The sequence below is a fragment of the Photobacterium sp. SP02 genome, assembly GCF_038519165.1.
Lineage (GTDB): Bacteria > Pseudomonadota > Gammaproteobacteria > Enterobacterales > Vibrionaceae > Photobacterium > Photobacterium halotolerans.
The window spans coordinates 32,220-45,325 of sequence record NZ_JASJOJ010000020.1 but is presented as its reverse complement, the minus strand read 5'-3'; the positions used below and the strand labels follow the sequence as shown (position 1 = coordinate 45,325).

Sequence of the window (13,106 nt, the reverse complement as noted above, 5' to 3'; positions counted from 1 at the left end):
AGTCGCTTATAAAATCGCGTCAGCTTTGGATATTCAGACGGACATCAGATGATGCAAACCTTGTTCAGAACCTTTCTGTTTTGCTGTTTTTTTGTGCCGCTCATTGCAACTGCGGCCCCCAATATACTGCTGGGCAACCCGGCAGACCCGGCAACCACAGCAGCAGGGCAAGCGGTGAATGCGGCCTATGATTACAAAGATTCCCTGGACCGCGATACGCCCAGAGGTGCGCTGAAAGGTTTTCTGGAAGCGGTATACGAACAGGACTATACGAAAGCGGCGAAATACCTGGACTTGCGTTACATGCCAAAAGAAATGAGCGCCAGAAATGGAGAAGAATACGCCAGAAAACTGCATGCCATCATTGAGCGAAATCTGTGGATTAATCTTCAGGATATTGATGATACCCCGGCAGGGGATCTGGATGATCTGTTGCCTGACTATCGCGAGTCGTTCGGCAATATCAATGTGAAAAATGCCGAAGTCTCCCTCCTGTTGCAGCAAGTCCCAAGCAAAAAGCTGGGCAAAATCTGGAAGGTTTCGAATGCCACGGTTGCCCTGGTCCCGAGTCTGTATGAAGAACTGGGCTACAGTCCGCTGACTGAATGGTTCATCCAGAATGTGCCGGACGGTTATCTGTTCAAACTCAGCCTCTGGGAAATGACGTTTCTTTTTACCTGTCTGTTAGCCTCATTTGCGATCGTGACGCCAGTCTGTCTGATCACGGCTTGGCTGGTCCGCAAAACGGACATCAAGATGAAAGACGATTTGGCGGGTTTAATCGCCAAGCCTTTGCTGTTTTTTACCGCACTGGGTTTGGATCATCTGTTGCTGTCGAACGCGACACTGACGGCCAATGCCAGAGCCTTGCTCAATAATGGCTATCTTTTGTTTGGTGCCAGCCTGTGGCTTGGCTGGTCTGCGATTGGGCTTTTTCAGTACATCATCCGTGAGCGTTTAATCAACAACGGTAACAAGCAAGGGGCGGCTATGGTTCGTCCTTTCCTGACCTTTATCCGTATCATTTTGCTGATCTTTGCTGTGTTGTCCTGGATGGAATACCAGGGTTTCAATGCGACAGCCTTGCTGGCCGGTATGGGCGTGGGCGGTGTTGCCCTGGCTTTGGCTTCCAAGCAAACACTGGAAAACTTCATTGGTACCATGATGCTCTATTCTGCGGCACCGGTAAAAGTGGGAAATCTGTGTAATTTCGGCGGGATTAGGGGGACGGTTGAAGAAATTGGCCTGCGTTGTACCCGCATCAGAACCATAGACAGAACCGTGATTCATGTACCGAATGCCAAATTATCGGAAATGGAAATCGAAAATATTTCGATGCGGGAAAAGATCCGCTTTAAATCGGATATTCGCCTGGATTACAGCACATCGACCACGCAGTTAAAGCAGATTATTGATGAGATCAAACAGCTGCTGGAAAATCATGAAAAAGTCGATAAAAAGCCGCTGCGGGTGACGTTTCGAGGCTTTGGTGCGCATGGATTAGAAATCAATGTATTTGCGTACATTGGCACCAAAAGCCTGCCGGTGTATCAGGTGGCCGCTCAGGAAATCCATTTGGGCATTATGGAAATCGTCGAAAAGCAAGGCTCCAGAATTGTCCCGGCTACGTTTGATGCCCAGCTTCTGTCGTAATGCCCCACACCGACGTACGGGCTGTGGCCCGTATCCGTACCTTGGATGTTCGGACATGGATGTTCAGATGAAAAATCAAGGAGAGATAAATGTTTGCAGTGATTTTCAAGGCTAAGACAGGTGAGCAGGACAGCCAGTATGCTGAGATGGTCAAAGTGATGCGGGATCTGGCCTTTGAAAAATATGGCTGCCTGGATTTTATCGCGGTGACAGAAGGGGATCAGGAAATTGCGATTTCCTACTGGAACGCCGAAGAGGATATCCAAAACTGGCACAAAGATAGCCAGCATTCACTGGCCCAGCAATTTGGCCGTGAAAAATGGTATGCCTCCTACACAGTGCAGGTTGTGGAAGTGAAGCGGCAGTACAGTTTTAATGAGTGAGAGATAGCGAATTGCGCGGTCAAGCGGCGGACACATCCGCCGCTTTTGTACCTGCCGGCTTAATCCAGAATAATATGCGGAATAAACATCGAGGTATCTTTGGTGATGTAACCTGTATCTTCCCGGATCGTCAGTCCGGCGGGTTCGTCATTGATTAACCAGCTGCCGATCAGCATATGGTTGTTACCGAAACGGGGTAAATGGGTATATTGCTGGACTATGTAGCCTTCGTCGCCATACGGGCCGGGTTCATGCTGCAGTATTTCACCGGAGCGATGCACGCTGATGTTGGCCCCTTCGCGACTGAAAATCGGTTTTTTCACAAAGTCTGTCAGGCTCGCGGCTTTGGGATCATCGGCAAAGTAGGCCGGCAACAGGTTCGGGTGATGCGGAAACATTTCCCACATCAGCGGCAGAATGGCCTTGTTTGAACTGATGCTTTTCCACATAGGTTCCAGCCAGTTGACATTGGCGGTGTGCAGATACGCGGCATACTCTTCCCGGAACATGAACTCCCACGGATAGAGCTTGAACATCCAGCGAATAGGGTTGTCGTCCAGATCGGTAAACTCACCATCCTGATTGATGCCGATATCTTCAACGTACACAAAGGCGATTTTCAGCCCGGCCTCTCTGGCGCAGTCTTCAAGATACTGCACTGTATCTCTGTCTTCCACGCTGTCACGGCAGCAGGCGAAATGCAGTGTTTGGCCCGGCTGGTAGCCGCCTAATGCCGCCATGCGCTGAATCATCAGCTCCTGAATAAGATTGTACTGATCGGCGCGTCTTGGCAGTTTGCCTGCATTGACCTGATCTTCAAGCCACAACCATTGCCAAAAGCTGGCTTCGTAAAGCGACGTTGGTGTGTCGCTGTTAAATTCGAGCAGTTTTGCCGGGTGACGGCCGTCGTAGGCAAAATCCAGTCGCCCATACAAACTGGGTGCTTTTTGTTTCCACGAGCTGGCGATCAGATCCCACATGTTTTCCGGGATCTGAAATTTTTTCAGTAAGGCTTCATCGCGGATGACTTTATCGACGGCTTCCAGGCTCATTTGATGGAGCTCGGCGGTGGGCGCTTCCAGTTCATTTTCAATCTGCTGCAAACTGAACTGAAAGTAGCGGTCTTCGACCCAATAGGGTTCGCCTTCCAGGGTATGGAAACGAAATCCAAATTCATCTGCCAGCATTTTCCAGTTGGGGCGGGGGGTAATAGGAACCTGAATCATAGAACTGCTCGAATGGTCAATCAGGCCGACATTATCGGGGGGGACGAATGAAAAAGTAAAGATTCCCTGTGTCTGAAAAGGCCGACTTGGATCATGATCGCATAACATTGATGCGAATATACGTTTCGTATACACTTCGCTTATTCAATGTATATCATTCAGGGCACCCTATGGGGATAGTAAAAATATCGGATGAACTTCATGAGGAAATCCGCAAAGCCAGCAGCACGATGTCGCGTTCCATTAATGCTCAGGCCGAGTTTTGGATAAAGATGGGTCTGCTGGCCGAAATGAATCCGACACTGACATATAACGAACTGATTCGTAAGCTGTTACTCAGTGACGCGGGATCAGTACAGGAATTAATGAGTGAACAAAATTAATATCAAAACCGCGCAAGAAATTGAATTGATGCGAGAATCTGGCCGGTTGCTGGCCTCGGTATTTTCCATGCTGGATGACTTCGTGGCTGCCGGTGTATCGACCATGGCGATTAATGATAAGGTCGAGGCTTTTATCAGCGATACATTGTCTGCCCGGCCAGCCAGTAAAGGCCAGTATGATTACCCGTATGTCCTGAATGCGTCGATCAATGAAGTGATTTGCCATGGCATGCCGGATGAAAACCGTGTGCTGAAAGAGGGCGATATTATCAATCTCGATATCACACTGGAGAAAAATGGCTTCATTGCCGATTCCAGCAAAATGTATTGCATAGGTAAGGTTCAGCCACGTGCGTCCCGGCTGGTAAAAGCGACCTACGAAGCCATGTGGCAGGGCATCGCACAGGTGAAGCCAGGAGCGACACTGGGTGATATAGGTTATGCGATTCAAAAACATGCAGAAAGCCACGGCTATTCTGTGGTCCGGGAATATTGCGGGCACGGCATTGGCCGGGAAATGCATGAAGAGCCTCAGGTGCTTCATCATGGGCTGAAAGGACGCGGGTTGCGACTGCAGCCAGGTATGACATTCACCATTGAACCCATGATCAATGAAGGCACCTACAAAACCAAAACCAAGAAAGACGGCTGGACTGTGGTGACCAAAGACAAAAAACTGTCGGCGCAATGGGAACACACGATACTGGTGACAGAAACCGGTTATGAAGTACTGACGCTGAGAGAAGAAGAAAAGCACTGACGGGTAATGCCAACGCAATAGAGACCCCGGTACGTCTGACTGGCTGTTTGATGACATCGGAACCCTTGCCAGATAGCCGGCTCTTCATGGTTACATCAATATCGGAATAACTAGCATGGTAGCAATCACCACGGAACGTCTGACGATCAGGCCGTTAACGGCGGCAGATGTTGATTTCATTTTTGAACTGTATAACACCCCGGGCTTTAAACGTTTTGTCGGCGATAAACAGCTCCATACTCGTCAGGATGCGCTGAACTATCTCGAAGCATCGCTCATCAGTATGTATCAGACTAAAGGGCTGGGACTTCACCGTGTGGCTTTGAAAAGTGATGATACACCTATTGGCATTTGCGGCTTGATCAAGCGTGATTCGCTGAAAGACATTGATTTAGGGTACGGCTATTTGCCGGGCTTTGAGGGGCAGGGTTATGCCTGTGAAGCGGCTCAGGCAATCTTGTCTTTTGCCCGTGAAGCGCTGTCACTGAACCGCCTGGTCGCCATCACCGATGCCGAGAACCGCAAATGCATTGATTTGCTGACCAGACTGGGTTTCCATTACGAGACGAACCATGAAACCTTGCCTGACGGCGGGTTGCTTGTGCTGTATGGCATTGAGCTGTGAATAAATAAAGGAGTACACAGTGTCTGAATCAATGACTGAGAAAGAAAAAATGCTCGCGGGTCTGGCATACAGCGGCAGAGACGCCGAGCTGGTTAATGACCGCCAAGAAGCCAAAGTCATGTGTCACCGTTTTAATCTGGCTGACCCGCGCGATTCGCAAGCCAGAATGGCGATTCTGGCTGAAAGGGTACAGTTTTCCGGCGATGCCCATATGGAACCGTCTTTTTACTGCGACTATGGTTATAACATTGTGCTGGGGGCTAATTTTTATTCGAACCATAACCTGACCATACTGGATGTCTGCAAAGTGACAATCGGTGAGAATGCGTTTATTGGCCCTAACGTCATGATTTCCGCCGCCTCTCACCCTATCGATCCCGTTGAGCGGCTGCATGGGGAAGACGGTGCGCCGGTGTGGATAGGTGACAATGTCTGGTTGGGAGGCAATGTAGCCGTGTTGCCTGGCGTGCGTATTGGGCATAACTGTGTGATTGGCGCAGGCAGTGTTGTCACCAGAGATATTCCGGATAACAGCGTTGCTGTGGGGAACCCATGCCGTGTTGTCAGAGAGATCACACCGTCTGAGCCCTCAGCTGTGATGGCCGGCGGCTAATCAGGGAGAAGTGCCGTGGCACAAGCGATTCTGACCCATCTGATGTTTGAAGGGGATGCCGAAGAGGCGATGAATTTCTATATCAGCCTGTTTGCCGGATCTGAAATTCGTCACATTGAGCGTTACCCGGATGGCGAGTCGAAAGGCATGGTCAGGCAGGCCCGTTTTGTGCTTGCCGGCCGGGAATTTATCGCTATCGATTCGTTCATTTCACACCATTTTACGTTTACGCCTGCGATGTCTGTCTTTGTTGACTGTGAATCGGCAACCGAATTTGAGCGGGTCTATGCCTCGCTCACCGAAGGCGGTAATGCCCTGATGCCTGCGGATAATTACGGTTTCAGCCAGCGTTTCGGCTGGGTGACAGACCGCTTTGGGGTGTCCTGGCAGATTAACCTGCCTTGAGCCTGCTTGAGTCAGACTGAGCCGAAAAATGAAAAAAGCCGCTGAATGTCAGCGGCTTTGCAGAATGAAACACAGAGTACCTGCGATTACGGCGTGGCAATCTTAAACCAGAACGGGAATTCGTCCATCATGCCCATCAGCTGACCAAAGGCCTGAACATTGCCTTGGGTTGTGACCTTACCGTCTTGCAATAGTTGCTGGAAGCTTTGCTGTTTAATCAGCATTTTGTCCATATCGCTGCGGTTAATGGTGATGGTGACATCGGCGTTAGCGCTTTGCTGGCCTTGGATGTTGTTCAGATGGCTGTTTTCCAGCTCCAGCAGATAGCGTTCATCGCGATCCGGGAACACAAAGTTAAGTGTGAGTTTTTTCCCTTCCGCTTTTTCTGCGTTCAGGCGCACACCCAGATAGTCGAAAATCAGATCTGTACTCATTGCACTGACAAAGTCAGGGCCAACACGGGTGGCTCGCGCATTGGTTGGCATGCCGTTACGCAATTCGTAAGCACCGACCAGATAGGTGTTTCGCCAGCCAGCCGATTCAGACTGGTAACCCATCTGCTCGAAAATATCAGCCTGAAGCAGGCGAGCCTGCTGGTTGTCAGGGTCGGCATAAATGACCTTGTCCAGCATCTCTGCTGCCCAGCGGTATTCGCCTTTGTCAAAGCTGGCTTTTGCCCGTTGGATGATGGCATCGGCACCGCCCATCGCCTCGACATATTTCGGCGCAGAGTCAGCCGGACTGAGCGGGTTCAGGCTTGCCGGGTTCATGTCGAAGAAACCCAGATATTTGTTGATAACGGCACGGACATTGTGTGAATACGAGCCGTGATAGCCACGGTTGTACCATTCGTTGGCGAGCGAATCAGGTACTTCAAATTCATTATGGATCTCGTTGATGGTGACGCCTTTGTTGGCCAGGTTCAGGGCATGGTCATGAATGTAGCCGTACATATCACGTTGCTTTTTGAGTACGTGCATCAGGTAGTCATTGCCCCAGCGCGGCCAGCTATGTGAAGCAAACATCACGTCTGCCTCTTTGGCCACACCATGGATCAGGCTGTTAATGTACTTACTCCAGCCCTGGGCATCCCGTACTTCGGCGCCGCGCAGGGTATAGACATTGTGCATGGTGCCAATGACGTTTTCGGCTGTCCACAATGCCTTAAACTGCGGAAAATACGTGTTCATTTCCGATGGCGATTCAGTGTTCGGGGTGTTCATGAATACCATCTCAATGCCGTCTATGGTGACGGTTTCGGTATCCTGACTGATCTCTCGGGTTGGGGTGATTAAACCTATCATACCCAGTGATGTACCTTTGCCTATGGCGGCATCGACGAGCCCTTTAGGGCCGATAGGCAGCGCGTTGCCATACTGATAGGTTGCGCGGCGCGTCATGGCATTACCGGCCAGCACGTTTTCTTTAATCGCATGCTCCATGAAATGACGAGGGGCAATTACCTGAACCTCACCGCTGTCAACTTGCTCTTGAGAGACAATGCCTTTTACCCCACCGAAATGGTCTACGTGGGCATGGCTGTAGACAACAGTGTGAATAGGAAACTCACCCAGTTCCTGAGTCACTAATTCAAAGGCGGCTTTTGCGGTCGGTGGAGTGAGTAGTGGGTCAAACACTATCCAGCCGGTATCCCCTTTAATGAAGGTGATATTTGCCAGATCATAGCCGCGCACCTGATAAATACGATCCGAGACTTTGTACAAGCCGTAGGCCATGTTCAGCTTGGCCTGACGTTCCAGGCTGGGGTTAATCGTGTCTAGCGATTTATCACCCATCAGAAAATCATAGTTGCCCAATTCCCAGACAACGGTGCCGTTCTCATCTTTGATGGTGACAGCCTCCGGGCGTTTTATCAGGCCTTTTTCAACCAGTTCAAAATCTTTGGTATCGGAAAAGGGCAGGATGCCTCTCTGCTGCTTTTGATAAGCTTTCGTAGAGGGGCTGGCATCTTTCGCTTCTGTGTTGAGATCGGCGGCAAAAACGGATTGAGAAAAGACAGCCACAATTATACTGGCGACTAAAGTTCTATGGCGCATAGATCGTCCTTGTTATTTGTCGTAGAGGTAAGGCGTTCAGGGCGCGATTGTGTCTACCCTGACAGGCCATGCAGGCTCATTCAGTCAATTAGCTTATAGGACGACTGTCTTATTGAGTTCTCAGTTCACGCCATTTTATGTTGCGCGGGTGCTGGTTGTTAATAAAATGTGTCATTGATGTGTGGTGTGTCAAATGTCAGCTTCACTATGAGGCTTTGTCCTTTGCTGGCTTTTGCGAATACCTGGGTTTATCGGTGAAAGTGTGCGTCTGCCAGAAAAGCTGACTGAGTGGTCAGTCCACAATGGCTGGCTTTTATGGCTAAATGGCAAGCTTAAATGACATGACGCTTTCGATGTGAACAGTGAGGCGATATACGCGTATGAATGCTTATTACTCAACCTTGAGTGGCTGGTTGATCCCTTTTAGCCGCATGATGGCTGCGAACCAGATAAACGAGCAACAGGCATTGTCAGCTTGCGGAATTTCACCCAATGAGGTGTTGCACCAGGAAAGCCGCATCGGCATAGAAAAAATCACCAAGCTATTACAGTATTGCAATCAGCGGTTACCTCGCCAGGATGTCAGCGTGCAGGTGGCCTGCAATTTTCATCCCAGTGTGTTCTACGCGCTTGGCTACGCCATGATGTCATCCAGTACACTTAAAGACGCGCTGGAACGTATCGCCCGCTATAAAAGAGTGGTGTCCAATACTTGTTCGATCGAGTTGATTGAATCTGCAGAGCAGGTCGTATTCCGAATGAATATCGTCTGCCACGAAGGTAGCCATACCCCGGTTATACCGGATATTGTTGCTGAAACCTTCTTAGCAACCATGGTGCAATTTGCCAGGGATATGGTACCCGGCGATTTGCACCCGGTCAGAGTGTGTCTGATGGCGGCCGATCAGGGGCAGACTTTTCTGAGTGAGTTCATGGGCTGTGAGATCCTCTACGGCCAGGCAATGAATGCGGTGGTTTTTGATAGCGAGCAGGCTTCACGGCGACTCATTACCGGTAATTCCTTGCTGGCACAAACCCATGAAAAAATGCTGGACGAGTTTCTGACGCGGATGGATAAAAATGATCTGATTCAGATTATTCGCAATAAGCTTTGCCAGTTATTACCTATGGGTGTTCCCACTCAAACCGAGATTGCTGAATCTATGGGGATCAGCCTTCGCAGTCTGCAGCGAAAGTTACAGGATAAAGGGACATCGTTTACCGATATTCTGGAAAGTACCCGCAAAAAGCTGGCGCTGGAATATATTGAGCAACCGCATCTGTCATTGGGTGAGATTGGTTATCTGGTGGGGTATTCCAGTGTTGGGAATTTTAATCGGGCCTTTAAGCGCTGGACCGAGAAAACACCGGGCCGCTACCGCAATCAACTCTCTGAGCAAATCCGGTAGTGCATTTATCGCCTCGCTGCAGCTAACAACCGGCTGAATTTCGCAGCCGGTTTTTAAATGCGGATGGGTTGCGCATTAAGCAGTGATGCTGTCTGTCTGATGTTGCTGCTGGTGGCTGGCTTGTCTGTTGAGTATCAGCTCAGCGGCTTTTTCTGCAATCGCGATAGTCGGCGCATTGGTATTGCCGCTGATCAGGGTTGGCATCACAGAAGCATCCACCACGCGCAAGCCTTTCACGCCATGCACTTTGAGTTCGGTATCTACTACGGCCATCGCGTCATGACCCATTTTGCAGGTGCCAACCGGGTGATAGACCAAACCTATGTGCTGTTTGATCTTGTCAAAGATTGCCTCATCGGTGTCTGCTTCAATTCCCGGATTCAGCTCTTCAGCCCGGTAGCCATCAAAAGCCGGCGCTGCCAGGATTTTACGTAACTGGCGAATGCCGTCGATCAGTACCTTTTTATCTTCCTCATGGGCGAAGAAATTAAAATCAATGTCTGGTGCCATGACAGGATCTGCTGATCTGAGTTTTACTGTCCCGCTGCTTTTCGGGCGCAGTACACAGACGTGGCAGGAATAACCATGTTGAGCCATCAGTTTCAAATCGCGGCCGCTGTCGTCAAACAGCAACGGCAACATATGCAGCTGGATATCAGGGCGATCCAAATCATCCCGGGATTTGATAAATCCGCCCGCTTCAGTGATGGAATTTGACAGTTTGCCTTCCTTCTTCAGCACATATTTCAGTGTATCGGGAGTCATACGTAACAGGCCGCCGAGTGAAGCGGTGAAGCCGTCTTTTTTCTTACTTTTGACCAGCACGCAGGCATCGACATGCTCTTGCAGGTTTTCGCCGACACCCGGTAAATGGTGCTGGCAGTCAATGCCATGCGCTGCGAGGTGATCCTGGTCGCCGATACCCGACAGCATCAGCAGCTGTGGTGAATTGATGGCACCGCCACTGAGGATGACTTCCTGATCAGCATGGAAAGTGAGATCCTGCCCTTTGTAGGTGAAGCTGACCCCAATGGCCTTCTTATCTTCAATAACGACTTTTTTTACTGTCGCTTCCGTCAGTACGGTCAGGTTTTTCCGCTCCATGGCCGGGTGCAGATAACCACGGGCAGCCCCGCAGCGCTGGCCATTTTTTATCGTGCATTGGTAATAACCCACGCCTTCCTGATCTGCGCCATTGAAATCTGGATTGAATTTGAATCCGGCCTGCTGGCTGGCCTCAATAAAAGCCTCTGTGAGCGGATACTGGGCCTGACGGTCACTGACATGCAGCGGGCCACTGTCACCATGAAAGGCATCGGCTCCGCGCTCGTTGCATTCGGATTTTTTAAAGTAAGGCAGCAGATCATTAAAGCCCCAGCCGGCATTGCCCAGTGCAGCCCAATGGTCGTAATCCTCTTTTTGACCACGGACATAGAGCATACCGTTCACGGAAGAGCTGCCGCCCAGCACTTTGCCTCGCGGTACGAAGACAGGTTGTCCGTTACGCAGTGCAGGATCGGGCGTTGCGTTGTAGGCCCAGTTATATTTCCTGGAAAACATGAAATACGCGAAGGCACCAGGGGTACTGACAACAGGAGTTTTGTCCGACGGACCGGCTTCCAGCACCAGCACTGAGTACTTTCCATTGGCTGTTAAGCGGTTGGCCAGTACACAGCCAGCAGAACCGGCACCGACAACAATATAATCATAACGAGATTTCATAGTGCCTCCTTGCAAGCAACTGAGAATATTTTATCAAATTGTTAACATTTTGATGTTTGCTGAGGACGCCAAATCATTATCATCTGGTCGTTTTTATGAATTGTGTCAAATTAATGAAAATTTATTACTTAAAAATCATTGGTTTATAAGCAATCGCTTGCCTCTGGCACAGGATCACACTTCTCAACATTTCCTGGTAATCATAAGTGCAACATAGTGCATTAGCGATTAGGATCTTACTATCTGGTAAGCGGATTACCCCTGTGGATAAGGATGTCACTGTGTTGAAAGCTGTCTCTGGGCTGATTGCTCTTTCGATGTGGATAATGCTCGCTGTCACCCCTGCGATGTTTGGTTTGTTACTGGCCGGGCCGGTTTGTTTGGTGCTGGGGGAAGTCAATGGGGCAGTGGTGATGAGTTTCACTGCCATTGGCTTGATTGTCGGTGCGGTATGGGCGGAGAGAATCCGTTCTGGTGAAGGTCTGTCGGCATTTTGGAATAAGCTGGTGGCAAGCCCTGAGCTGGATAGGTATTAATGTATGAAGTTGCGAAGGCATGGCCGGCAGGCGAAGCGCGTGATGGGAGGATAATAGCAGCATAAAAAAGCACGCTTGGAAGCGTGCTTTTGACGGTGATAGAAAGGGCTTGAGGCCGAAGGATTACGCCAATTTCGCCTCAAAGTGTTTCCCCAGTAAGGCGTGGTAGAAGTCCTGATCGGACAGCACACCCACCAATGTATTCTTGTCACCTTCTTTACGCTCGGTCAGCAGCACTGGCTGGCCGGTACGGTAGCGGATTTCCAGCGCATCGCGCATTGAGATATCCGGGCTGGTGGTCACTATGTGCGTCTGAGTCAGGCTGTCAAGGTCGTCACCCTGATGCCAGCTTTGCAGCGCCAGATCCTGATCCTGACGACGTGCCGCCAGTACTTCACCATCATCATTGGTATTGAGCCGGGTGCCTTCGTGACGGTTGAGGATCAGCATGTCTTCCAGGCTTTCCAGCGCGCTGGTCGGTGTCATCAGCGAGCGGCCTCGCAGTACGTTAAGCGGATTAGTGTGAGCGACGAAATCTTTCACATACTGAGTGTTAGGTTTCAGAACAATCTCTTCCGGCTTGCCGTGCTGGATCAGCTCACCGGATTCCATGATGGCGATGTTATTGCCGATTTTCAGCGCTTCATCCAGATCGTGGCTGACAAAGACTATGGTCTTATTCAGTTTGCGTTGCAGATCGAGCAATTCGTCCTGCAACTGACTGCGGATCAGCGGGTCGAGCGCCGAAAACGGTTCATCCATCAGCAGGATATCGCTGTCCATGGTAAAGGCACGGGCCAGGCCGACACGTTGCTGCATACCGCCAGACAGTTCGTGCGGCAGCTTGTCTTTCCACTCAGCCAGCCCCACCATTTCCAGTTTTTCCATCGCCCGGCGGCGGCGTTCAGATTTACTGATGCCCTGCATTTCCAGACCAAATGCTGCGTTATCCAGCACAGATAACCAGGGCATCAGGGCAAATTTCTGAAACACCATAGAAATGCGCTCGGTACGCATGTGGCGCAGGCTAGTGGCATCGCAGCTGGCCAGATCGACCATGCCATCGCCGTCCTGCACTTCCAGCTTACCGCGCGAAACCGGGTTCAGGCCGTTGATGGCCCGCAGCAAACTGGATTTACCCGAGCCGGACAGGCCCATCAGGACACAAATCTCGCCTTGCTGCACGTTAAGGCTGACGTTATTGACGCCGACCACATCGCCGGTCTGATCGATGATCTCCTGGCGGCTTTTGCCCTGATCCAGCAGTGCCAGTGACTGCTCGGTATTTTTACCGAAGATGACGTCTAAGTTTTCAATTCGAATGGCAGTCATGT

At 50.4% G+C, this 13,106-nt stretch carries 13 protein-coding genes; 9 read left to right on the top strand and 4 right to left on the bottom strand.

Annotated elements, in window-relative coordinates; genetic code table 11:
* The first annotated feature begins 48 nt into the window (after positions 1–48).
* Both P0Y67_RS10820 and P0Y67_RS10815 read left to right on the top strand, forming a co-directional pair.
* Positions 49–1,653, top strand: a complete 1,605-nt coding sequence (locus tag P0Y67_RS10820) for a mechanosensitive ion channel family protein (RefSeq protein ID WP_342391869.1) — start codon at positions 49–51, stop codon at positions 1,651–1,653.
* Between the two features lie 89 nt (positions 1,654–1,742).
* A complete protein-coding gene (locus P0Y67_RS10815) occupies positions 1,743–2,036 on the top strand; it encodes an antibiotic biosynthesis monooxygenase family protein (protein ID WP_342391868.1) in 294 nt (97 codons plus the stop codon).
* 59 nt (positions 2,037–2,095) lie between these two features.
* On the opposite strand, the gene P0Y67_RS10810 is transcribed toward P0Y67_RS10815, so the two are convergent.
* Positions 2,096–3,262, bottom strand: coding sequence for a glutathionylspermidine synthase family protein (locus P0Y67_RS10810; protein WP_342391867.1), 1,167 nt, complete (start codon positions 3,260–3,262; stop codon positions 2,096–2,098).
* A 170-nt stretch (positions 3,263–3,432) separates the two neighbouring features.
* On the opposite strand from P0Y67_RS10810, the gene P0Y67_RS10805 reads away from it, so the two are divergent.
* From P0Y67_RS10805 to P0Y67_RS10785, 5 genes are all read left to right on the top strand, one after another.
* The gene (locus P0Y67_RS10805) at positions 3,433–3,645 is read left to right on the top strand and encodes a ParD-like family protein (protein WP_027251232.1); all 213 of its coding nucleotides are present in this window, start codon (positions 3,433–3,435) and stop codon (positions 3,643–3,645) included.
* 28 nt (positions 3,646–3,673) lie between these two features.
* A complete protein-coding gene (gene map, locus P0Y67_RS10800; RefSeq protein ID WP_202601888.1) occupies positions 3,674–4,405 on the top strand; it encodes a type I methionyl aminopeptidase in 732 nt (243 codons plus the stop codon).
* A gap of 115 nt (positions 4,406–4,520) precedes the next feature.
* Positions 4,521–5,030, top strand: a complete 510-nt coding sequence (locus P0Y67_RS10795) for a GNAT family N-acetyltransferase (protein WP_342391866.1) — start codon at positions 4,521–4,523, stop codon at positions 5,028–5,030.
* Positions 5,031–5,061: 31 nt separating this feature from the next.
* The gene (locus P0Y67_RS10790; RefSeq protein WP_161442600.1) at positions 5,062–5,643 is read left to right on the top strand and encodes a sugar O-acetyltransferase; all 582 of its coding nucleotides are present in this window, start codon (positions 5,062–5,064) and stop codon (positions 5,641–5,643) included.
* A 15-nt stretch (positions 5,644–5,658) separates the two neighbouring features.
* A complete protein-coding gene (locus P0Y67_RS10785; RefSeq protein ID WP_161442582.1) occupies positions 5,659–6,048 on the top strand; it encodes a VOC family protein in 390 nt (129 codons plus the stop codon).
* Between the two features lie 86 nt (positions 6,049–6,134).
* Here the strand turns inward: P0Y67_RS10785 and P0Y67_RS10780 are convergent, their stop codons facing one another.
* Positions 6,135–8,105, bottom strand: coding sequence for an alkyl/aryl-sulfatase (locus P0Y67_RS10780; RefSeq protein ID WP_342391865.1), 1,971 nt, complete (start codon positions 8,103–8,105; stop codon positions 6,135–6,137).
* A 380-nt stretch (positions 8,106–8,485) separates the two neighbouring features.
* Between P0Y67_RS10780 and P0Y67_RS10775 the strand changes: the two genes are divergently transcribed.
* A complete protein-coding gene (locus P0Y67_RS10775; RefSeq protein WP_342391864.1) occupies positions 8,486–9,514 on the top strand; it encodes an AraC family transcriptional regulator in 1,029 nt (342 codons plus the stop codon).
* Between the two features lie 75 nt (positions 9,515–9,589).
* Here P0Y67_RS10775 and P0Y67_RS10770 read toward each other — a convergent pair whose 3' ends face one another.
* Complete coding sequence (locus P0Y67_RS10770; RefSeq protein ID WP_342391863.1) at positions 9,590–11,236, bottom strand: GMC family oxidoreductase; 1,647 nt, start codon at positions 11,234–11,236, stop codon at positions 9,590–9,592.
* Between the two features lie 263 nt (positions 11,237–11,499).
* Here P0Y67_RS10770 and P0Y67_RS10765 point away from each other — a divergent pair, with 263 nt between their 5' ends.
* A complete protein-coding gene (locus tag P0Y67_RS10765) occupies positions 11,500–11,772 on the top strand; it encodes a hypothetical protein (protein WP_342391862.1) in 273 nt (90 codons plus the stop codon).
* A 123-nt stretch (positions 11,773–11,895) separates the two neighbouring features.
* On the opposite strand, the gene choV is transcribed toward P0Y67_RS10765, so the two are convergent.
* Positions 11,896–13,104: a choline ABC transporter ATP-binding protein gene (choV, locus tag P0Y67_RS10760; RefSeq protein ID WP_342391861.1), complete on the bottom strand. Its 1,209-nt coding sequence runs from the start codon at positions 13,102–13,104 to the stop codon at positions 11,896–11,898.
* Positions 13,105–13,106 lie beyond the last annotated feature (2 nt).

What these genes read in the sequence shown, in the direction of transcription:
- P0Y67_RS10780 (WP_342391865.1), bottom strand. Translation starts at nt 8,105, where the DNA reads ATGCGCCATAGAACTTTAGTCGCCAGTATAATTGTGGCTGTCTTTTCT.
- P0Y67_RS10810 (WP_342391867.1), bottom strand. Translation starts at nt 3,262, where the DNA reads ATGATTCAGGTTCCTATTACCCCCCGCCCCAACTGGAAAATGCTGGCA.
- choV (WP_342391861.1), bottom strand. Translation starts at nt 13,104, where the DNA reads ATGACTGCCATTCGAATTGAAAACTTAGACGTCATCTTCGGTAAAAAT.
- map (WP_202601888.1), top strand. Translation starts at nt 3,674, where the DNA reads ATGCGAGAATCTGGCCGGTTGCTGGCCTCGGTATTTTCCATGCTGGAT.
- P0Y67_RS10775 (WP_342391864.1), top strand. Translation starts at nt 8,486, where the DNA reads ATGAATGCTTATTACTCAACCTTGAGTGGCTGGTTGATCCCTTTTAGC.
- P0Y67_RS10790 (WP_161442600.1), top strand. Translation starts at nt 5,062, where the DNA reads ATGACTGAGAAAGAAAAAATGCTCGCGGGTCTGGCATACAGCGGCAGA.
- P0Y67_RS10795 (WP_342391866.1), top strand. Translation starts at nt 4,521, where the DNA reads ATGGTAGCAATCACCACGGAACGTCTGACGATCAGGCCGTTAACGGCG.
- P0Y67_RS10815 (WP_342391868.1), top strand. Translation starts at nt 1,743, where the DNA reads ATGTTTGCAGTGATTTTCAAGGCTAAGACAGGTGAGCAGGACAGCCAG.
- P0Y67_RS10805 (WP_027251232.1), top strand. Translation starts at nt 3,433, where the DNA reads ATGGGGATAGTAAAAATATCGGATGAACTTCATGAGGAAATCCGCAAA.
- P0Y67_RS10770 (WP_342391863.1), bottom strand. Translation starts at nt 11,236, where the DNA reads ATGAAATCTCGTTATGATTATATTGTTGTCGGTGCCGGTTCTGCTGGC.
- P0Y67_RS10820 (WP_342391869.1), top strand. Translation starts at nt 49, where the DNA reads ATGATGCAAACCTTGTTCAGAACCTTTCTGTTTTGCTGTTTTTTTGTG.